Source organism: Sphingomonas sp. 1F27F7B (assembly GCF_005503355.1).
GTDB lineage: Bacteria > Pseudomonadota > Alphaproteobacteria > Sphingomonadales > Sphingomonadaceae > Sphingomonas.
The window spans coordinates 53,000-75,078 of sequence record NZ_SCMK01000012.1 but is presented as its reverse complement, the minus strand read 5'-3'; the positions used below and the strand labels follow the sequence as shown (position 1 = coordinate 75,078).

General features: G+C 68.0%; 10 protein-coding genes. 8 read left to right on the top strand and 2 right to left on the bottom strand.

Annotated features, from left to right (window positions below):
- The first annotated feature begins 139 nt into the window (after positions 1-139).
- The 8 genes from FFS08_RS12690 (at position 140) to guaA (ending at position 8,084) form a co-directional block, all read left to right on the top strand.
- The gene (locus FFS08_RS12690) at positions 140-742 is read left to right on the top strand and encodes a hypothetical protein (protein ID WP_137862267.1); all 603 of its coding nucleotides are present in this window, start codon (positions 140-142) and stop codon (positions 740-742) included.
- 19 nt (positions 743-761) lie between these two features.
- Positions 762-1,304 carry a DUF2846 domain-containing protein gene (locus tag FFS08_RS12685; protein WP_137862266.1) on the top strand — a complete coding sequence of 181 codons (543 nt, stop codon included), beginning with the start codon at positions 762-764 and terminating at the stop codon, positions 1,302-1,304.
- 425 nt (positions 1,305-1,729) lie between these two features.
- On the top strand, positions 1,730-2,152 hold the full coding sequence (gene rplQ, locus FFS08_RS12680; RefSeq protein WP_137862265.1) for a 50S ribosomal protein L17: 423 nt from the start codon (positions 1,730-1,732) through the stop codon (positions 2,150-2,152).
- 157 nt (positions 2,153-2,309) lie between these two features.
- Entirely contained in the window at positions 2,310-3,068 is a 759-nt protein-coding gene (locus FFS08_RS12675; protein WP_137862264.1) for a hypothetical protein, read from the top strand.
- 269 nt (positions 3,069-3,337) lie between these two features.
- Complete coding sequence (locus FFS08_RS12670) at positions 3,338-5,476, top strand: prolyl oligopeptidase family serine peptidase (RefSeq protein WP_137862263.1); 2,139 nt, start codon at positions 3,338-3,340, stop codon at positions 5,474-5,476.
- 115 nt (positions 5,477-5,591) lie between these two features.
- On the top strand, positions 5,592-6,176 hold the full coding sequence (locus FFS08_RS12665; RefSeq protein WP_137862262.1) for a hypothetical protein: 585 nt from the start codon (positions 5,592-5,594) through the stop codon (positions 6,174-6,176).
- A 178-nt stretch (positions 6,177-6,354) separates the two neighbouring features.
- Positions 6,355-6,477 (top strand): hypothetical protein, encoded by a 123-nt coding sequence (locus tag FFS08_RS24225; protein ID WP_283214623.1) that lies wholly within the window; start codon positions 6,355-6,357, stop codon positions 6,475-6,477.
- Between the two features lie 50 nt (positions 6,478-6,527).
- On the top strand, positions 6,528-8,084 hold the full coding sequence (guaA, locus tag FFS08_RS12660) for a glutamine-hydrolyzing GMP synthase (protein WP_137862261.1): 1,557 nt from the start codon (positions 6,528-6,530) through the stop codon (positions 8,082-8,084).
- Positions 8,085-8,186: 102 nt separating this feature from the next.
- Here the strand turns inward: guaA and FFS08_RS12655 are convergent, their stop codons facing one another.
- Together FFS08_RS12655 and FFS08_RS12650 are read right to left on the bottom strand one after the other, a co-directional pair.
- A complete protein-coding gene (locus FFS08_RS12655) occupies positions 8,187-8,633 on the bottom strand; it encodes a hypothetical protein (RefSeq protein ID WP_137862260.1) in 447 nt (148 codons plus the stop codon).
- A 325-nt stretch (positions 8,634-8,958) separates the two neighbouring features.
- Positions 8,959-22,026, bottom strand: coding sequence for an autotransporter-associated beta strand repeat-containing protein (locus tag FFS08_RS12650; RefSeq protein ID WP_137862259.1), 13,068 nt, complete (start codon positions 22,024-22,026; stop codon positions 8,959-8,961).
- Between the last annotated feature and the right edge of the window lie 53 nt (positions 22,027-22,079).

Sequence of the window (22,079 nt, the reverse complement as noted above, 5' to 3'; positions counted from 1 at the left end):
AAAGGGCCGTCCCGTGAGGGGCGGCCCTTTTGCTTTGCGCCATTCCGGTGCATTTGTGCCGCTTGCCAAAGGATGGCGCTCGCCATAGCCTTGCCCGCGGGGGATATCGGGGGGCATTTCCGTGCATCGGCAGCTATTCTTGGCAAGCGCCGCGCTTGTGTGCGGCTTCTTGCCTGGCTGTGCCCTGGCGCAGGATGCGGCAGCGTCCGCACCGCAGCGGGCGGGTGTGGCGCAGGCTCCGCAGCCTTGCGTGCCGTCGCTGGTCATTCCGGCGTTCACGCCGGTCACCGTCGAACTGCTTGAGCCGCTCGGCAGCAAGACCAGCACGCCTGGCGCCACGTTTGCGCTCCGTCTTGCCGCGCCGATCATGGCCGATGGCGTGGAGCTGTTTCCGGCGGGGGCCAGCGGCGGGGGCGAGGTAATCCATGCCAAGAAGGCCGGGGGCAGCGGTGCCGGCGGCGAACTGGTGCTGGCCGCGCGTTTCCTCGAAGTCTGCGGGCGGCGGTTGCGGCTGCGCAGCATGCATGTGTCCCCGAACGGCAAGTCGAGGACCGGCACGGTCCATACGCTCAACACGGCCAGCGCAGCGGTTGCGCCGCCTATCGCCTTGATCTGCTTCATGATCAAAGGCGGCGAGGTCAACCTGCCGCAGGGCAGGCTCGCCGAGGCCAAGACCGCCGAGATCTTCACGCTCGCGCCGCCGGCATCCGTGCCGGCGCCTGCCGCGCAATCGGTTCAGTAAGCAAGAGAGGGGGAATATCATGTTCAACGGGTTAGGCATTGCGGCAGCGATGGCGCTGACTGCGGTTTCGGCGCCCGCTATCGCCGGCGACAAGGAAGACAGCGTGCCGATCGCCATCCCGGCACCGCCGGCCGGCAAGGGTCAGATCGTGTTCTATCGCCCCGGTGGCGCGGGCTTCGCAATTGGCTGCTCGGTCAACGAGAAGGGGCAGAAGGTCAGCTCGCTCGGCGCCGGCAAGTATTTCATCATGGTCACGGAGCCGGGGCGCCACGAGTTCAGCGTGAAGAGCGAGGCCAAGGACATGCTCGCTCTCGAGGTCGAGGCGGACGAGACGCAATATGCCGCCTGCAAGATCAAGATGGGCATCATGGTTGGTCGCCCCGACATCCGGCCGGCGACCGAGGCCGAGTTTCGCGGCCAGAAGAAGCTGAAGATGGTCAATGCCGATGACATGGGGCCGGGCGAGGGCGCGCTGCGCCCCGAGCAGGTCGCCGCGGCACTCGCCGGCGGTCCAGCGGCCGCGGCTCCGACGCCGAACGCGCCGGCCAAGCCGCAACAATAGCCTCGGGAAGGGCTGGCGGCGCCATTCCATCGGGAAATGGCGCCACCAGCCCGAGCGGGAGATCATGGGCCGAGCCTGGGATCCTCGCGAAGCAAACGAAACGGGCCGTCCCACGAGGGGCGGCCCCTTTGCTTTGCGCGGGGCGTGGGGCTGGCTTGCGCGCCATTTTCGGTTGTTCGGGGTGTTCGTGACAGAGCCCAAAGGCGGCTGGGGCGCTCGCCCGACCGCGCCGATGCGATGGACTGGGTGCTGATGCTGGCGCCGGCGGGTGTGCGGCGCGTGCGCATGACTTGACTTTCCCGCCCGAATCCGCTTTGGGCGCGCCTTCGCGAAATTCGCACAGGGTTTTGGGCGGTGGCCCCATTTTGCACCGCCTGGTCCGGGGTACCTGATACGGCCCCCGAACGAACTGAAGGAAGAAGACAATGCGTCACCGCGTCGGCGGCCGTAAGCTGCAGCGTACCTCGGCCCATCGCGCCGCCCTGTTCCGCAACATGAGCGCCGCGCTCATCAAGCACGAGCAGATCACCACCACCCTCGCCAAGGCCAAGGAGCTTCGCCCCTATGTGGAGAAGCTGATCACCCTCGCCAAGAAGGGTGGCCTGTCGAACCGTCGCCTGGCGCATGCCCGCCTGCTCGACGACACGCAGCTGGTGAAGCTGTTCGACGTCCTTGCAGCGCGCTATGCGGACCGCAACGGCGGCTATTGCCGCATCATCAAGACCGGCCCGCGCGCTTCGGACGCCTCGCCGATGGCGATCATCGAGTTCGTCGACCGCGACGTCTCGGCCAAGGGCCAGGATTCGGGCCCGGTGATGGCCGACGAGGATTTCGACGCCGTCGCCTGATCGGCCTCGATCTCGAGATAGGGAAGGGCGGTCGCACCACGGTGCGGCCGCCCTTTTTCTTGCGTCTTCGTCGAGCGCGATCGGTGCTCCGTCGAATATCCATCGCCCGCCGTCCGCGCCGAACCCATGGTCCGCCCGACGTGGTTCAGGAGGCTCGATGCGTAGGATGACTTGGCTCTTCGTGCTGCTTGCGGCGCTGGCGAGCCTTGGCGCGGGGCCGGCTGCGGCGCAGGACCGGCTCATGGCGGGCCTGGGCAACAATCCGGGCACGCCCGTCGGTACGCCGCTCAGCCTGCCGCCCGGCGTCAGGCTGTTGTCGGTCAAGGGCTTCGACAATCCTGCGGATTGCAAGGAAACGGAACTCGGCGTCGGCAGGGAGGAGCTCTGCCTGAGCTTCTGCACCGAGGAGGACCGCTCCTATGTGGTCCACATCCCCGCGGGCACGATGTTCAAGCATCTCGCCGGCGAGATTTTCGACCGGATGAAGCGAGAGGGCAGGAGCTTCCAGAACGTGATCATGGTCAGCGATCTGGATTTCTACATCAAGGACAGCTGGTGCGGCTATCTCACCCTGCCTCCCTCGGACCGGGAGGAGGCCAGAAGGAAGAAGGCACAGGCAGTGGCGCAGGACAAGCGCTTGCCTGCCGGCGCGGGCGGTTCCTCGGGCGGCCGCTTCCTGATCCGCGGCCTGTGCCTGAACGTCGAGATGGACGTGCCGGGCGAGGGTGCCGAGTATGAGCTGGGGCCGGTCACCAGCCATCCGAAGCTCCAGCAGGTGCTCAAGGCGATCAAGGGGAAGAAGATAGACGGCAAGCAGGCCGTGGACCTGATCCAGGACGCGATCTGGGACGTGACCGATTATCAGGACCTGAGGCCGGAGAGGCTGGCCAAGCTGCGCGCGCTGCCTCCGGCCTGAGGGGCGGGCACCGCGCGGCGCCGGAGTGAAATACTTCGTTTTGCCTACGCAACATTTCCTCTTCTCCTGCCCCGGGCCGCGACTCCCCATGTTCCCTGCATGGACAGGAACCGCCGCTCCAATTTTCCTGCGTGGCTTTCGGCCGCCATCGCGCTTGCGCCGGTTATCGCCGCCTTGATCTGGGCGGTTTCGGGGACTTCGATTCGCAGTTTCGCTTGAGCGCCGGCGCCGGTGCGCTAGCCTGGGGCAGTTCCCCATTCGGAGGCCCCATGCGCCGCGCCCTCATCCTGCCCCTGCTCCTCGCAACCCCTGCATTCGCCCAGACCCAGCCGGAGACCAAAGTGACCAAGCTCGCCTATCCCGATACCCGCCGCGTCGACGTGGCGGACGAACAGTTCGGGGTGAAGGTCGCCGATCCCTATCGCTGGCTCGAGAACGACGTGCGCAACGACCGGGAAGTCGCCGCCTGGGTCGAGGCCGAGAACAAGGTCACGAACGCCTATCTCGCTACGCTGCCCGGTCGCGACTGGTTCAAGGCGCGCATCAAGCAGCTGTTCGACTATGAGCGCTTCGGCGCGCCGCAGAAAAAGGGCGGCCGCTACTTCTACATGCACAATTCGGGGCTGCAGAACCAGGCGGTGCTGTTCGTCCGCGACAAGCTCGACGGCGAGGGCCGGGTGCTGATCGATCCGAACGGCTGGTCGAAGGACGGCGCGACCGCGCTCTCCGAATGGGCGCCCTCGGAGGACGGCAGGTATCTGCTCTATGCCATCCAGGACGGCGGCACCGACTGGCGCACCGCCAAGGTGCTCGACGTCGCCACCGGCAAGGAGACCGGCGACAGCGTCCACGGCATGAAGTTCACGCTGAGCGCGGTCTGGGCCAAGGACGGCAGCGGCTTCTATTATTCGCGCTATCCGGACGTCGCCGCCGATGCCAAATACCAGGCGCTCAACGAGAACCACAAGATCTACTTCCACAAGCTCGGCACGCCCGACAGCGCCGACACGCTGGTGTTCGAGACGCCCGACCATCCCAAGTGGAGCCACTACGCCCAGATCACCGATGACGGGCGCTGGATGGCGATCACCACCAGCGAGGGCACCGACGACCGCTACCAGATCACGCTGATCGACCTGAAGGATCCGGCGCGCACGCCGCGCGTGATCGTGCCGGGGCTGGAGAATAGCTGGAGCCTGGCCGGCAATGTCGGCACCAAATTCTACTGGGTAACCAACAAGGGCGCGCCGAAGCTCAAGATCGTGACCATGGACGTGGCGGCGGCGAACCCGGTCACCACCGATCTGGTCCCTGAGGACAAGGCGACGCTGGAAGGCGCCGCCATCGTCGGCGGCGCGCTGGTGGCGAGCTATCTGGTCGACGCCAAGACCGAAGTGCGCCGCTACACGCTCGACGGCGGCGCGATCGGCCCGGTCAAGCTGCCCGGCGTCGGCACCGCCTCGGGCTTTGGCGGCGAGCCTGACGACCCCGAGACCTTCTACGCCTATACCAGCTTCAACGAGCCGACGACCATCTATCGCTACGACATGGCGACCGGCACCAGCACGCCCTGGGCGCGTCCCAAGCTGCTGTTCAAGCCCGAGGACTATAAGGTCGAGCAGCGCTTCTTCACGTCGAAGGACGGGACGAAGGTGCCGATGTTCATTGTCCGCAAGAAGAGCGTGGCCGGTCCGGCGCCGACTCTGCTCTGGGGCTATGGCGGCTTCAACGTCTCCTATGGCCCGAGCTTCTCTTCCTCGCGCCTCGCCTGGCTGGAGCAGGGCGGCGTGTTCGTCCTTGCCAACATCCGCGGCGGCGGCGAATATGGCAAGGCGTGGCACGATGGCGGGCGCCTGGCGAACAAGCAGAACGTGTTCGACGATTTCATCGGCGCGGGCGAGTATCTGATCAAGGAAGGCATCACCGGCCGGAACCAGCTGGCGATCCAGGGCGGCTCGAACGGCGGGCTGCTGGTGGGCGCGGTGGTGAACCAGCGGCCGGACCTGTTCGCGGCGGCGCTGCCGGCGGTGGGCGTGATGGACATGCTGCGCTTCGACCGCTTCACGGCCGGGCGCTACTGGGTCGACGACTATGGCTATCCGTCGAAGGAAGCCGATTTCAAGACGCTCTATGCTTATTCGCCCTATCACAACATCAAGTCGGGCATAGCCTATCCGGCGATCCTGGCGACGACCGCGGACACCGACGACCGCGTCGTGCCCGGGCATACGTTCAAGTACACCGCGGCGATCCAGCATGCAGACATCGGCGACAAGCCCCACCTGGTACGCATCGAGACGCGCGCCGGGCACGGCTCGGGCAAGCCGACTGACAAGATCATCGAGGAAGCGGCGGACCTGTGGGCGTTCACGGCCAAGTGGACGGGTCTGGACGTGAAGAGCAAGTAAGGCGCTGGAGACGCCGTTCCTGTCGCAAGGGGACGGCGTCCGGCCGTAAATCGGTTCAGCCGCGCGTCAGGCAGGCGCGCATAGTTCTCGTTTCGCGAAAGTAACGGAGGGCGGCATGGAAGTTCTGAAGCTTGCGGGCGGCACGATTGCAGTAGCGGCGATGATGGGGCTGGCGATGCCGGCGGAGGCGCAGGACTGGCGCCCGTCGCGCGAGAGGCACAAGGACAAGTTCGATCTGGGCGACGCGATCGTCGGCGGCCTGGTGGTCGGCGGCGTGCTGGCGCTGGTCGCGAGCGGGAAGAAGAAGTCGCACGGCACGGAGCCGGCGGAGGAGCGGGTGCCGATCGATACCGGCCCGGTCGACGGCAGCCGCTACGGCGAGATGCCGCCGCCCGCCAGCGCGCCGATCGTCGAGACGCCGGCGCCCAATGCCGCGGAGTTCGACGGGCTATATGACGAGGACGCGGCCGCCGATCGCTGTGCATTGGAAGCGGAAAGCCTGGGCGAGCGTTATGCCCGCCTCGCGCAGGTCTCTACGGTCACCAGCACCGTCTGGAACGGCAAGAGCTGGGTGATCAAGGGGCGGTTGGACCTGGCCGACGGCTATCGCGACACCACTCGGGAAAGCCATGGCTTCCGCTGCGCCTTGCGTCGGGGCAGCAGCCCGATCGTGACGATCGAGGGGCTGCAAGCACTCTGAACTTTTGGGGGAGGGACCGGGATGCTGTCGCGCGCGATCCCGCGGTAGCGCTCAGCCACAAGGGCAGCTGGTTCCCGCTCGACAAGCAGACCTGGGTGGGCCTCGGCTGGATCGTCTCGCAACTGCCGGGGGCGGGCGCCAGCTGCGCTATTCGGGCGGCACCCGGGGCTTTGCCAGCGTGATGATGCTCTGGCCCGAGAAGCGGCCGGCGGTGATCCTGCTTGCCAACAAGGCCGGCGACACTGCGCAGGGCCGGCTTAGCGACATTTCCGGCCGGATCGTGGCGCTGCCGCCAGAATAATCGCGCGGCGGCCTTCCCCCCGGCGCCGGTTCTGGCTAAGCGCGCTGGGCATGGACCAGCATGCAGATTCCATCCTGATCGTCGATTTCGGTAGCCAGGTGACCCAGCTGATCGCGCGCCGCGTGCGCGAGGCCGGAGTTTACAGCGAGATCGCTCCCTTCACCACTGCCGCCGAGGCGTTCGCGCGGATGAAACCCAAGGGCATCATCCTGTCGGGCTCGCCCGCATCGGTGCTCGACGAGGGCAGCCCCCGCGTTCCGCCGGAGATATTCGACAGCGGGCTGCCGGTGCTCGGCATCTGCTATGGCCAGCAGGTGATGATGCACCAATTGGGCGGCACGGTGCAGTTGGGCGACAGCGGCGAGTTCGGCCGGGCCTTCATCGAGATCGACGATGGCTGCGTGCTGTTCGACGGCATGTGGCACGAGGGCGAGAACCACCAGGTCTGGATGAGCCATGGCGACAAGGTGACCAACCTCGCCCCCGGCTTCCGCCCGGTCGCGCACAGCGCCGGCGCGCCCTTCGCGGTGATCGCCGACGACGATCGCCGCTATTATGCGATGCAGTTCCACCCGGAAGTGGTCCACACCCCCGACGGCGCCAAGCTGCTCGCCAATTTCGTCCGCCATGTCTGCGGTCTGCAGGGCGACTGGACGATGGCCGAGTTCCGCCAGACCAAGATCGCGGAGATCCGGGCGCAGGTGGGCAGCGGCAAGGTGATCTGCGGCCTTTCCGGCGGAGTCGACAGCGCGGTGGCGGCGGTGCTGATCCACGAGGCGATCGGCGAGCAGCTGACCTGCGTGTTCGTCGATCACGGGCTGATGCGCTCGGGCGAGGCCGAGCAGGTCGTCGGCCTGTTCCGCAACCACTACAATATCCCGCTCGTCCATGTGGACGCGGAGACGCTGTTCCTGAGCGGCCTTGCCGGGGTCACCGATCCCGAGGCCAAGCGCAAGTTCATCGGCAAGACCTTCATCGACGTGTTCGAGGAAGAGGCGCGCAAGATCGGCGGCGCCGATTTCCTGGCGCAGGGCACGCTTTATCCGGACGTCATCGAAAGCGTGAGCTTCACCGGCGGCCCCTCGGTGACGATCAAGAGCCACCACAATGTCGGCGGGCTGCCCGAGCGGATGAACATGAAGCTCGTCGAGCCGCTGCGCGAGCTGTTCAAGGACGAGGTTCGTGCGCTGGGCCGCGAACTCGGGCTTCCCGAGCAGTTTGTCGGGCGCCATCCCTTTCCGGGGCCGGGCCTGGCGATCCGCATCCCGGGCGAAGTGAGCAAGGAGCGCTGCGACATCCTGCGCAAGGCGGACGCGATCTATCTGGAAGAGATCCGCAACGCCGGGCTCTACGATGCGATCTGGCAGGCCTTTGCGGTGCTGACGCCGGTGCGCACGGTCGGCGTGATGGGCGACGGGCGCACCTATGATTCGGTGCTGGCGCTGCGGGCGGTGACTTCGATCGACGGCATGACCGCCGAGGCGTTCGAGTTTCCGGGCGGCTTCCTCCCGCGCGTGGCGACGCGCATCGTCAACGAAGTGCGGGGCGTGAACCGCGTCGTGTACGACTATACCTCCAAGCCGCCCGGGACCATCGAGTGGGAGTGAGCCTCCACCTCCCGACGATGGGCCGCCGGAGCGAGCTGCAGGATTCGGTTCGGGCCGAGGCCGATCGAGAGGCCGACTGCTGAAGGTGCGTCGCGCCGCCCTCTATCCGGCGCGATCGGATTGGAGGCGCGCCAGGATCGCATTTGGGTCTTCGTCGAATGAAATTCCGCGAGGGGTCGGCCGCAGGAGTTGGCGCAGCGCATCCGTATAGCCGGGAACGCGAGCCGCGGTCATTTCGGTTGGAATCTGATGACGTGGCGAGGCTTCGCCGTCCGGCCACACGGACGCGAACTGCGGAAAGAAATAGAATCTACCCGACACGCCCTGCTCTGATTCGAAGGTAAAGCAGACACCCTCGATGGACGGAGATCTACAGGCGGTCGGCTCGTGCAGGCGGTTCACGAGAAACGGCATCCTATCGGTACTCGAAACAAACACGACATATGCGGCGGCAACCACAAGCGTATCGTGCGATGGTGTCGTCGATTCAGGCCGTGTGCCGTCGGTCTCTAGTTCGGGCCTGTCGATTGCCTTCCTTTTCCCGAACATTCGCGCCTCGCAAGTTGCTCCCAGGGCATGGCGAGAGATCCTAAGGCACGGGTGCAAAGAACCGGTAAAATCCCTGCGCCGCGGACGCCTGAGGTGATCAATGCCGCCCGCCGGCTGGGGATCGAGTTCCGCGAAGAAGTGCGGGATCATCGATAGGGAAGATGGATGGGTGCCCTGGGCACAAGCCGGCGATCGGCATCCCGGCGCCAGTGACAAGAGAGCCCGCGCAGTACCCTGCGCGGGCTCTCGGCCCCCCGGTGGGGCCAGGCGGCGTCCGGTGCGGATCGGGATTCCGGCCTTTCCGAACCGTGGCGCCGCTTGTCGGCTAGAAGCCGATCTTCACGCGAACCGATGCCCGGCCTTCGCGCGTGTTCTCGCCCGCCGAACCTTCCAGCGCGATGCCCAGGCGGACATTCCGGCTGGCCCGGGCATCGATGCCGACGCCCAGCGTGCCGAGCACCGGTGCCATCCGCACGCCCTCAATGCCGAAGCCGCCCGTGCCGCTCGGCGCGCCCGAGAAGCGCAGCGCGCCGACGGTATCGAGGTCGCCCGAATTGTAGCGGACGCCCATGCTGACCCAGGGCATGGCCACGCCCGCGCCGGTCTTCACCTTGGCGCCGAGGCGCAGCTCGGCACCGGCGGTGAACAGGTCGCGATTGGCCGAGGCCATCTGCAGGCCGAGGCCGCCGGCCGCACTCTCGGCAAAGCCGTCCTGCTGGTTGCGGACCTTGTTCGCGCTGCCGATCAGGGCGAGGCGCAGGCCATTGCCGAGCTCGGTGCGGAAGCCGCCGCTCACGCCCACCGAATAGCCGGTGGCGTGGATGTCGCCGGTGGCAAGCGCGGTGGTGGTGCCCAGCGCCAGCGTGCGCCGGCTGTTCAGGTCGCTCGAATACCAGCTGCCGGAAGCGGCGACGAACAGGCTGCCCGCATCATAGCTGAGATAGCCGCCCAGCTGGTACTGGTTCCCGCTCATCGTGGCGCTGCGGCTGTTCATGTCGGAGTCGATCTGCGCCACGCCGCCGGCGATGCCCGCGGTCAAGCCGCCGGTCCGGGTCTCGAGGCCCATGGCGACACCCGCCACGGTGTTGTCGACGCCGGCATGGACGCCGTCGCCGACCAGCTTCTGATAGCCGCCATAGACCTGGCCCCAGATGCCGCCATTGCCCGCTTCCCCGTCGCCGGCTCCCGGCAGGCTCGCGCCCGCCAGGCTGCTGGCGAAGCCGTTGCCCGCCGTGGCGGTCGTGCGGACATCGGCCAGGCTCGAGCCCGCGAAGCCGCCGCCGATCAGCGCATCGCTGCCGTCGCCGACGCGCTGGCGGAGCAGGTCGGTGAACTGGTTGTTCGCCGAGATCGTGGCGCTGGAGGCATTGGCGAGGATTTCCCCGCTCAGGCTCCGGAACGCCGCCACGCGCTGCTGCGTGTCGAGCGAGGTGATCGTGTTGAGCGTCGCCGACCATTGATCCGACGCATTGCCGGTGGTCGAGCTGCCGAGCGCGTTGGCGACGGCGAGCGTGTTGCGGTCGCCCGCCGCGATGCCGTCGTTGAACTCCATGTTCTTCTGGACCTGGAGGACCACGGCGTTGGCGAGCAGATCGTAGCGCAGGCGCCATTTCAGGTTCGGGTTGCTCGCCACCGTGGCGAACACGCTGCCATTGGCGAAGGTGCCGGTGAGGGTGTTCGCCTGGACGATCGTGTAGAGCTGGTTGAAGCGATAGTCGCTCGCCGCCGAAGTCAGCGCGTTGACCTGCACCGTGCCGCCCGTGAGCGTGGCGGCGCCGTTCACCTTGATGCTGTCCGACGCGAAGTTGAAGCCCGTCCCGCCGAAGTCGAACAGCAGCGTGCCGCCGCTGACGACCAGGCTGCCCACGGTGAAGTTGCCGATGGGGTTGATCGCGCCCGGCGCACCGGCGAGGCCGCCCGGCGAGAAGGTCCCCGAGGCGATCGTCAGCGGGCCTGCCAGCGTGCCGCCGCCGGTCAGCGTGCCGCCCTGGACGCGGATGCCGCCCTGAGTGGAGCCCGAGAAGGCGAGGGTGCCGGCCGAGACGTCGAAGCGCCCGGTGGTGGCGAAGGTGCCGGCCAGCGTCAGCGTGCCGATGCCCTGCTTGTCGATCGTGCCCGAGCCGGTGATCGCGCCGCCGAACGCCGTGTTCGCGGCGCTCGACAGGGTGAGGCGGCCGGTGCCCAGCGCAACCGTGCCCGAGCCGGCGAGGCTGGCTACCGTCTCGTTATAGCCGGCAAGATCGAAGGTCGCGCCCGAAGCCACGCCCAGCGTCGCGCTGTCTGCCAGGCGGTCGCTGGCGCCGAGGCGCAGCGTGCCCGCCTGGACAGTGACGTTGGTCGCCGCCGCCGTGCCGTTCAGGACCGAGGTGCCGCCCAGGTTGAACAGCGCGCCGTTGCCGAGATTGGCGTTCACCGTCGCGCCGGTCAGCTGGTACTGGCCAGCGGTGAGCGTGCCGGTGCCGGCCAGCGTGCCGGCGATGCCGGCCAGGCCCACCGTCTCGTTGAAATTGCCCAGGTTGAAGGTCGCGCCGGTGCCGACATTCAGCGTGGCCGTGTCGGCGATGCGGTTGGCTGCCCCCAGCGTGAGCGTGCCGGCCTGGACCGAGACGTCGCCGGCGGCGGTGCCGTTCAGCACTGACGTGCCGCCCAGGTTGAACAGCGTGCCGTTGCCCAGATTGGCGTTCACCGTCGCACCGGTCAGCTGATACTGGCCCGCGGTGAGCGTGCCGGTGCCGGCCAGCGTGCCGCCCAGGCCGATCGTGCCGATCGTGTCGCTGAACGCGCCGATGTCGAGCGTGGCGCCCGAGGCGACTGCCACGGTGGCGGTGTCCGCCAGCCGGTTCGAGGCGCCGAGCGCCAGTGTGCCGGCCTGGACCGCGACATTGCCCGCCGCGGTTCCGTTGAGCACCGAGGTGCCGCCCAGGTTGAACAGCGTGCCGTTGCCCAGATTGGCGTTCACCGTCGCGCCGGTCAGCTGGTACTGGCCAGCGGTGAGCGTGCCGGTGCCGGCCAGCGTGCCGGCAATGCCGGCCAGGCCCACCGTCTCGTTGAAATTGCCCAGGTTGAAGGTCGCGCCGGTGCCGACATTCAGCGTTGCCGTGTCGGCGATGCGGTTGGCGGCCCCCAGCGTCAGCGTGCCGGCCTGGACCGAGACGTCGCTGGCGGCGGTGCCGTTCAGCACCGAGGTGCCGCCCAGGTTGAACAGCGTGCCCGCACCCAGATTGGCGTTCACCGTCGCGCCGGTCAGCTGATACTGGCCCGCCGTGAGCGTGCCGGTGCCGGCGAGCGTGCCGCCCAGGCCGAGCGTGCCGATCGTGTCGCTGAATGCGCCGATGTCGAGCGTGGCACCCGAAGCGACCGCCACCGTGGCGGTGTCCGCCAGCCGGTTCGAGGCGCCGAGCGTCAGCGTGCCGCCATTGACCGCGACATTGCCTGCTGCGGTGCCGTTCAACTTGCTGGCGCCGGTCGAATAGACCGTCCCGGCCCCGAGATTGGCGTTCACCGTCGCACCGGCCAGGTCATATTCCGAGGCCGTCAGCGTGCCGGTGCCGGCCAGCGTGCCGGCGAGGCTCGCCAGTGCCACGGTCTCGTTGAAGCCCTGAAGGTCGAAGGTGGCGCCCTGCGCGACGCTCAAATTCGCCGTGTCGGCGATCCGCTCGCCGGCACCGAGGCGCAGCGTGCCGCCGGTGACTGCGACATTGGCCCCGACCACCATGCCGTTCAGCGTCGAGATGCCGCCGCTGTTGGTCACCGGACCCGCCAGGTTGGCGTTCACCGTCGCGCCGTCGAGCTCGATGATCGAGGCGGTCAGGGTGCCGCTGCCGTTCAGCACGCCCTGCAGCTTTGCCTGGGACACGGTCATCCCGACATTGGCCAGGTTCAGCGTGCCGGCGGTGCCGACGAGCAGCGTCGATGCCGGGTTGAAGCTGGCGCCTGCCGCCAGCGTCAGGCCGCCCGAGCGGACTTCGGTGAGGCCGCCATAGCCCGCCGTGCCGCCGAAGGTGAAGTTCGCGCCGTCGATCAGCAGGTTGCCGGTGGTGCCGGTCAGCGTGCCGGTGAAGGTCGAGCCGCCGCTGGTCAGGCCGAGCGTGTTGGCGCCGAGAGCGACGATGCCGGTGCCCGACAGGCTGCCGATCGCTTCGGAGGCGGCGAGCCGCACCGTGCCGCCATTCACCGCGACCGAGGCGGTGTCGGCGATCGCATTGCCGCCGGCGAGCACCAGCGTGCCGTCGGTGATCGTCCAGGCGCCGATGCCGGTCGGCGTCGCGATCGTCCAGGTGCCGGTGCCCGACTTGGTCGCGCTCTCGATGTTGCGCACCGTGCCGAGCGTCGCCGAGCCGCTGCCGACCAGCGCCAGCGTGTCGTTGCCGGCGCCGCCGTCCAGCCAGCCGGTCAGCGTCGCGCCGGTGTCCAGCGTGATCAGGTCGGCGCCGTCGCTCCCTTCGTAATTGCCGTCCAGCTTGCCGAAGATGTTGATCGCGCGCGCGCCGTTGCCGGCCGAGGCGATCAGTCCGGTGGTGGTCGAGCCTGCATTCAGGTTGACCGTGACCAGGTCGCTGCCGGCCAGCAGCATCGCCAGGTTGCCGCCCGAGATCGTGCCGCCCGACTGGTTGGTCACCGTCGCGGCGCCGCCGGCATAGACACCCAGGCCGATGCCCGAGCCGGTGGTGCCCGCGGAGATCGCGCCGGCATTGGTGATGACGCCGCCGTTGGAGAGCGACGCGCCGGTGCCGGCATTGACGATGATCGCGCCGTTGTTGGTCACGGCCCCGTTCGTGCCGGAGATGAAGACGCCGTATCCGGCGCCGGTGATCGAGGCGCCGGCCTGGTTGGTCACGCTGGCATTGTCGCCCGTCAGGAACACCGCGATCGCGGCGGGGCCGCCCGTCGCGGTGATCGTGCCCGAACCGCTGTTGACGATCGTCGCGCCCGCGGTGGCGGCGCGGATGCCGTAGTTGGCGCCCGAGATCAGGCCGCTATTGGTCACCGACGCGCTGGTCCCGCTGTTGATGGCGACGGCGGTGTGGATGCCCTGGATCGTGCCGGCATTGTCGAGCGTGAAGTTGGCGCTGTTGATGTTGAGCGCATTGCCGACGCTGTTCTGGATGATGGCGTTGGCACTGTTGGTGACGCTGCCGTTCGCGCCGGCCATGTAGATGGTCGCCTGGCCGTTGCCGTTGTTGATCGTGCCGGCATTGGTGACCGTGCCGCCCTGCCAGAGCATCACGGCGCTCTGGGCGTTGCCAGTGATCGTGCCGCCGGCGAGGTTGTTCACCAGCACGCCGGCCACGCCGCCTTCGACCGCGCGGGCGCCGCTGATCGTGCCCGAATTGGTCACGCCCGCGCCGGCATTGTAGAGGTTGATGCTGTTCGCGGTGCCGGTGTTGAGCGTGCCGGTGATCGCGACGGTCGACGCGTCCTGCACGTTGATCGAGCCGGTGAAGGCGTTGTGCCCGGAGAAGGTGAGGGTGTTGCCCCCGGCCCACACATTGACATAGCCGCTGCCGCTCATGTCGGCCGCGAAGGTTCCGTTCGCCGCCTGAACGAACGCCAGGTTGCCGCCGTTGAAGTTCAGCGTGCTGCCCGAGATGCTGTCGGTGGTGCCGATCAGCCAGCCGCCGCCGATCTCGGTGTTGCCGGTCCAGCTGTTGGTGCCGGTGAGCGTCAGGCTGCCCGAACCGATCTTGTGGAAATTGCCGCTGCCGGTGATGTTCGCGACGACGATGCTGTTGCCTGCTTCGTCATAGACCAGCTCGCCATTGTTGACGATCGCCGAGCCCGAGATGGCGGCGGCGCTGCCCTGCAGCGTGGCGCCGTGGTTGATCGTGGTGGTGCCGGTCCAGCTGTTGCCGGCGTTGGTGAGGATCACCGTGCCCGTGCCGCCGAACACCAGATCCTGGTTCGGATCGACGCCCGCGCCGGTGCCGGTGGTGATCGCGCCGGTGAGCGTGGCGATCACGCCCGCATCGGTGTTCAGCGTCGAGGGGTTCGCCGAGGACGGAGCGGCCACTTCGAGGCTGATGTTGTTGGCATAGGTGCCGGTGGCGCCGAAGGTTGCGGTCGGGTCGATCATGTGGATCGTGCCCGAGCCGAACGCGCCTGCGGTCGCCGCGCGGATCGCGCCGCCATTGACGTAGATGTCGCCGGTCAGGTCGCTGGTGCCGTCGAAGGTGATCGTGCCCGAGGGCACGCCGCCCAGGCCGGCATAGATCGCCTGGCCGGGATTGTTGCTCGGCCCGGTCAGCGTCATGTCGCCCGAGATCAGGCCGAGGCTCTCGAAGCCGATGAAGTTGGCGAGGCTGACATTGTAGCTGGTGCCCACGCCGAAATCGGCGAACAGGCTGTCATGGCCACCACCGCCATCGACCACGCCGTCGATGATGCCGCCGAAATAGATGAACGTGTCGTCGCCACTGCCCAGCGTCACATTGTTGATGTGCGCGCCCGAGCGGAAGGTCACCGTGTTGGCGCCGGTGCTCGCCGAGGCGTCATAATCGCCATAGACCGTGCCCGAGAGGTCGATGTTGCGGGCGCCGCCGCCGGTAGAGACGATGCTGCCGTACATGTACGAGCCGATCTCGTTGGTCAGGTTGACCGTGCCGTCGCCGGTGAGCAGCACCGCGCCCTGGCCGCCCTCCATCGAGCCGCTCATATGGTTGACGATCGTCGAGGTGGTGCCGGCCGCCGCGTCGAGCAAGAGGCCGTAGCCGCTATAGCCGATCATGCTGCTCGAGTTCTCGATCGTCGCCGCGCCGCCGCTGATGGCCACGCCGTTGGCGCCGCCGGCGATGATGCCGCTGTTGGTCACGGATCCGCCCGCCGTGAAGCGGACGCCGTCGCCCGTGCTGTAGTTCTGGTTGACCTGCCAGAACTGGGTGACGTTGTTCCCCGCGTCGCCGACGGCGATGATGTTGGTGTTGACCAGCGTCTGCGACACGTCGCCGCCGACCACGCCGTCGACCTTGCCGAGGATGATGCCGGCATTGGACAGGGTGGTGCCGCCAGCCTGCATCACGACGCCGGTGCCATCGGCCGCGATCAGGCCGGCGGCCTGGTTGTGGATGGTGCCGCCATCCGTCGTCACGCCCGCATAGCTCGTGCCGTGCGAGCGGATCATGCCGCCATTGGTCACGCTGGTGTCGGCCGTCGCGACCACGCCGTTGCCGGCATTGCCGATCAGCGCCCCGCCATTGATGATGGTGATGCTGGTGCCGCCATCGGCCAGCGTCACGCCGGTGCCGGTGACGTCCACCTTGGCGTTGGCGCCGAGCGTCAAGGCGCCGCCATTGACCGTCCAGCCGCCGCCGGCGCCCTGGATGCCGGCCAGCGTCAGCGCGCCGCCATTCTGGTTGTAGGTCTCGAACCCGGAAAGCGTGGCGACGTTGAGCGTCGTCGAGCCGGCGCCGAGATTGGCGTTGAACACGTCGTGACCCGCGCCGCCGTTGATGCTGGTGAAGCTGCCGCCGTTCCAGTTGAGGGTGTCGCCGCCGTCGCCGAGCTGGATCGCGCCCGTCGTGGTCGAGCCGGCGTTCAGCGTCACTATGTTGTTGCCGGTGCCGGTCAGATAGATCGCGTGGCTGCCGCCGCTGATCAGGCCCGAATTGACGATCGTCATCGGCCCGTCGGCGGTGATGCCGTAATTGCCGCCGACGATCGAGCCGGTGGCGTCGTTGGTCACGCTGCCGCCGCTCATGGCGATGGCGTTGCCGCCGGCATTCACCGTGAAGCTGCCCGTGGTGCCGCCCGAGAGCGTGCCCGATCCGATGAAGCCGGCATTGGTGATCGTGCCGGTGTCGTCGGACTGGATGCCCCAGCTCTGGCCGACGATCGTGCCGCCGGCCCGGTTGGTCAGCGTGGGATCGCCGTTCAGGATGAAGACGCCGCTGCTGATGGCCGCGGTGCCGACCAGGGTGCCGGCATTGTCGATCGCGATGCCGTCGGCGCTGTCGACGCGCACGCCGCCGCGGCTGCCGCCGATCACGCCGCCCGCCTGGTTGGTGATGGTCGTGTTCCAGGAATCGGCGGTGGCGTAGACGCCGAAGCCGAAGTTCGCGTCGCTGCCCCCGGTGATCGTGCCTGAGTTGGCGATCACATTGTCGCCGCCGTTGAGCTGGACGGCGGCGCCGCCCGCGGCGGTGATCGTGCCGCTATTGGTGAGCGTCAGCGTCTGCGTGGCGTCGACGGCGGCGGTGAACAGGGCGGTCGATGCGTTGGAGATCGTGCCGGCGTTGACGAGCGTCAGCGTGTCGCTCGCCGAGATCGTGTACATGCCACCGGTGCCGGCCTGGCGGATGATGCCGCCCAGATTGTTGGTGATGGTCGAGCCGGTGCCGGCGCGGATCCCATAGCCGGCCGCGCCGCTCAGCGTCTCGATCGTGCCGCTATTGTCGATCGTGATGGTGCCGTTGGCGCTGATCCCGGAAGTGGCGCCGCGGATCACGGCGCCGTTCTGGTTGACGAGCTGGAGGCCGTTGCCGCTGGCGCTGATGCCGACATTGCCGGTGATGAGGCCGTTCGCCTGGTTGGTGATCGCGCTGCCGGCGGCGTTGAGGGCGATCACGCCGGCGCCGGTGCCGGTGGTCAGCGTGCCGCTGGTGCCGCCCGAGAGCGTGCCGCTCGCGATCGTGCCGCTGTTGGTGAGGTTGAGGCTGCCAAAGGCGGAGACGCCGCTGGTGCGGCCGACGATCCAGCCGCCATTGGTGATCGTGAGCAGCTTCGAGCTGTTGCTGTTGCCGACGCCGGCGCCGGCGCCGCCGCTGCCCTGACCGACAATATATCCGCCGGCATAGTTGTTGACGGTCAGCGCGCCGGAGCCCGCCTGGTTATCAATGCCGTTCTTGATGGCGCTGCTGATCGTGCCGTAATTGTTGACGGTCAGCAGGCCGGTGGCGATCACGCCGCCGCTGCCCAGATGGCTGATGCCGGCATTCTGGCCGCTGATCGTCGCCAGGCTGTTGCCCGCATCGCCATTGTTGACGGTGGTCGTGCCGCTGGTCGCGCCGACGCCGACCGCCGCGCCCCAGTTGTTGTCGTAGAGCGTGCCGGCGTTGGTGATCGTGCCCAGATTGGCGAGGGTGCCGTTCGAGCCGTTCATCCGGACGCCCAGATAGTCGCCGCCGGCGACGGTGCCGCCCGAGCCGACGCGGAAGGTGCTGCTCATGCCGGTATAGACGACGCCGCTGCCGGTCGCGCCGCTGCGCGAGCCGGTGAGCGTGACCACGCCGTTGGTGGTCGAATTGACGGTGAACGCGCCGGTGTTGGTGAAGGCGCCGCTCAGCGTCGCGGTGCCGAGCGCGGTGACCGCGCCCGCGCCGCTGGCGGAGGTGGCGAAGGTGTAGCCGTCGCCGCGGTTGAAGGTCAGGGTGGCGTTCGCATTGGCGACGACATTGCCGGCGAGCTGGCCGCCAGCGCCCAGGACCAGGTTGGCGCCGGAGCCGCTCAGCGTCGTGCCGCCGGTGAAGGTGTTGGCGCCGGTCAGCGTTATCACGGCCCCGCCCGCGGTCACCACCAGCGCGCCGGTGCCCGAGATGGCCTGCGCGATCGTGCCGGAGGTCCCCTGCGAATAGGTCAGCGTGCCGTTGTCGACGATGCTGCCGCCCGAGATCGAGTTGGTGCTGCCCTGCAGCGTCACGCCCGAATTGATCGTCGTGATGCCGGTCCAGCTGTTGGTGCCGGTAAGGTTGAACACGCTGTTGGCGAGGCCGGCGAAGGTCAGGGCCTGGGAGGAGGCGATCGCCTGGCCGCCGATATTGGTGCCGCTGCCCGAGGTGATGTTGCCTGAAAGGGTGGCATTGCCGCCGAAGAGGTTCTCGAACACGCTTGCCTGGCCGTTCAGCGGCGTGCCGACGTCGAGCAGGATGTTGTTGGCATAGACGCTGGCGAAGGCGAGCTGCAGGTTGCCGGCGAGCATGTGGACCGTCGCGCCGCTTATCGCGCCGCCGCCATTGGCCTGGACGTTCGCGCCGTTCACATAGAGTGAACCGATGCCGCTGGTGCCCGAGAGGATCAGCGTGCCCGAGGGGCCGCCATTGCCGGCGATGACGGAGATGCCGGGCGCGGTCGCGGTGCCGTTGATCGTCCAAGTGCCGCTGTCGAGCTTGCTGATCGTCTCCACGCCCGTCGCGTTGGCGAGCGAGAAGGTTCCCGCCTGCGCGCCCGTGCCGGTGCCGCGCAGCTGGATCGTGTCGTTGCCGCCGCCCAGGTCGATCGCGCCATAGATGGCCGTGGTCAGCGCGCCGGCATTGCGCAGCGTGATGCCGCTGGTGCCGTCGGTGATCGCCGCGTCGCTGGCGCTGCCGCCATTGTAGATCGCCAGCGTGTCGTTGCCGCTGCCGCTGATGACCTTGCCGATGGACGAGCCGGCGAACAGGTTGATCGTGGCGGCGGTGTTGCCGTTGATCACGCCGATGCCCGCCGTGCTGGTGGCCGCGCCGTAATTGTTGAAGGTGCCGCCCGCGATGAGCTGGACGGCGGCGCCGGTGGTGGCATCGTTGCCGCCGATGAGCGCGCCGCCGGTCGCGTTGGTGATGGTGCCGCCTGCGCCGGCATGGATGGCGGCGCCGGAGCCCTGGGCGATCGAGCCGCTGTTGACGATGGTCGCGACGCCGCCGGCATTGACTGCGTCGTTGCTGAGCAAGCCGGTGCCGAAGCCGTTGATCGTGCCGGTATTGTAGAGCGTGAGCGCGCCGGTGGTGAGGATGCCGCCCGAGGCGCCTTCGATCGCGCCCGAATTGGTGACATAGGCGCTGCCGCTGCGGATCGCGGTGGCAATGCCGCCCGCGACATAGTTGTTGGTGCCGTCGAGCGTGCCGGTGGCGATCGTGCCGCTGTTGCTGACCGTCAGCAGGCCGGTGCCGCCATTGTAGATGGCGGCGATGCCGGCGCCGACGATCTGGCCGCCGGATGCGTTGGTGATGCCGGCGACGCCGCTGTTGATCAGGATGCCGGCGCCTTCGCCAGTCGCGCCATAGATGCGGCCGGTGCCGTAGTTGGTGATGGTGGAGCCGCCGTTGATCTCCATGCCGGCGAAGCGGTCGCCGCGGATCAGGCCGTAGTTGCTGGCGAAGATGCCGTTGTTGGCGCGCACGCCGTCCCAGCGGCCGATGATGCTGGCGCCGGCGTTGTTGGTGACCGTCAGCTGGTTGCTGATCCCGAGCACGCCATTGCCCTGGGTGGCGATCGAGCCGCCCGCCGCATAGGTGATCGTGCCGCCGTTGGTGATCGTGCCGCTGCCGATCGCGATGCCCGACGACATGCCGGTGCCGGCGGTGATCGTGCCGGCGTTCGAGATGTTGTTGCCGATCGCGGTCGAATAGATGACGTCGCCGGTCGCGCTCAGTTGCGCTCCGGACAGGACGAACATCTGGTCGGCGGTGAGCAGGGTGACGGCGTTGCCGGCGATGTTGGTCAGTGCGCCGTTGACGGTCAGCTCGGTCGCGTTGCCGCCCGCCACGGCCCAGCCCGCGCCGCCGTCGCGGCTGCCGGTGAGCGTAAGTCGGCCGCTGAGCAGCGTGAAGGCGTCGAAATTGATGATGTTGGCAAAGTCGGTGGCGAGGTTGAGCGTCTTGACCGTCGACGCGCCGACATCCACCTGGAAGGTATCGGCACCGGTGCCGCCGTCGATCGTGCCGGTGAAGGCGCCGCCGCCCCAGGTGAAGACGTCGTTGCCCGAGCCGAGCGTGACGTTGTGCGCCGAGCCGGTTGCGGCGAGCGTGAAGTTCTGCGTGCCGCTGGCGCCGCTGGCGTCATAGTCGCCGTTCAGGTTGCCGGCGAGATTGGTGGTGGTCGCGCCCGTGCCGCTCACCTTGACCAGGCCGGTCGTGGTCGAGCCGGCATTGAGGTTGAGCGTCGAAGCAGTGACGGCGTCGAGCCGGATCGCGCCGGCGGCGCCGCCGGTGATCGTCGCGTTGTTGCTGACCGTCTGGCCGGTCGAGAAGGTGCTGCTGTTGAAGCGGATGGCCCAGCCATTGGTGGCGTTGGAACCGCCGGCGATGGTGCCGCCGGTGTTGTTGGTGATCGTGCCGCCGCGACCGGTGTCGATCGCGACATTGTTGGCGGCCGAGATCGTGCCGGCGTTGGTGACGGTCGCGCCTCCCAGGGCGCTGATCGCGAACGAGCCGCCGGTGATCGTCCCGCTATTGGTCACGTCGATGAGCGAGGGCGCCTGCGCGTTGCCGATGGCGGTCGAGCCGGCGCCGGGCGCGCTGATCGTGCCGTTGTTGACCACCGTCACATTGCGTCCGGCGCGGATCGTGCTGGTCGACTGGCCGGTGACCGTCACGGCCGGCGCGACGTTCACGATCAGGTCGGTGTTCGTATAGCTCGAACCGATCGTGTAGAAACCGGTGCCTCCCGAGACATTCGCGTTGACGTTGACGGTGTTGGTGCCGCCGACGACGCCCGTGCTGGTGAAGTCGACCGCCGCGGTGGTCGGGCGCGTCGTGTCGCCGATCGCGGCACCGATCGTAACCGTGGTGCTCTGGCCCGCCAGCGCGGCATTCACCTGGATGCCGTACTTGCCGCCGTTGATCGTGCCGCCGCTGGTGGTGGTCACGCTGGTGGTGGCATTGTTCGACGTGGCGCTGATGCCGGTGCCGGTGCCGCTGGTGGTGATCGCCGATCCCGAGGAGATCGTCACCGCGCCGCCGTTGCTGGTCGCCGATGCCCGGATGCCCGTGCCGCCGGCGAGCGTGCTGATCGAGCCGCCCGTGGTGGTGACGTTGGCGCCGGTGGTGGACAGGGCATTGATGCCGGTGACGAAGCCGGAGATGGTCGGCGCCTTCAGCGACAGGTTCACCGACGAGGAATTGGAGCTGGCATAGATGCCGGTGTCGCCGGCGATGCCGGTGACGTTGCGCAGCGAGCTCACCGTGCCGAAATCGACGACGTTGATGAAACCGGTGGCGATCAGATAGGCGCCGAAGGTCGCGGCCAGATCGGTGGTCGAGGCAGTGTCGAACTGGCCGATCGCCCAGGTGACGTTGCCGTTCGCGGCCTGCAGCGAAAGCGCCGCGCCGTTCTGGTCGCTCCGCAGCGCGTTCGCGCCCGCGGTGAAGAGGACCGCGCTCTGGCCGCCGGCGGCGATCTGCTTGTAGGCGATGCCGTTGGGGTCGCCGGTGATGTTGTTGATCGTGACTCCGGACATGGTGATGCCGGCATTGTCGGTGTTGGTCACCTGCACGCCGCCATTGGTCGCCGTCGCGTCCGTATAGGAGCCCGTGCCCGAAATCGTGCCGCCGCCAGCGGGGTTGATCGACTGGGCCATTGCCGGTGTGGCGAGGGTGATCCCGATCAGCGCGGTCGAGCCGAGCAGTGCCTTGCGCAGCAGCGCCTCACGGCGCGCGCGTGCAGAAACAGCCTTGGACGCACGCGTACCATTGCCACGATCGATCATTCTGAAAGCCCCCGAAATCAGATGACCGTGCGCCCGCGACTCATCGGGCACAC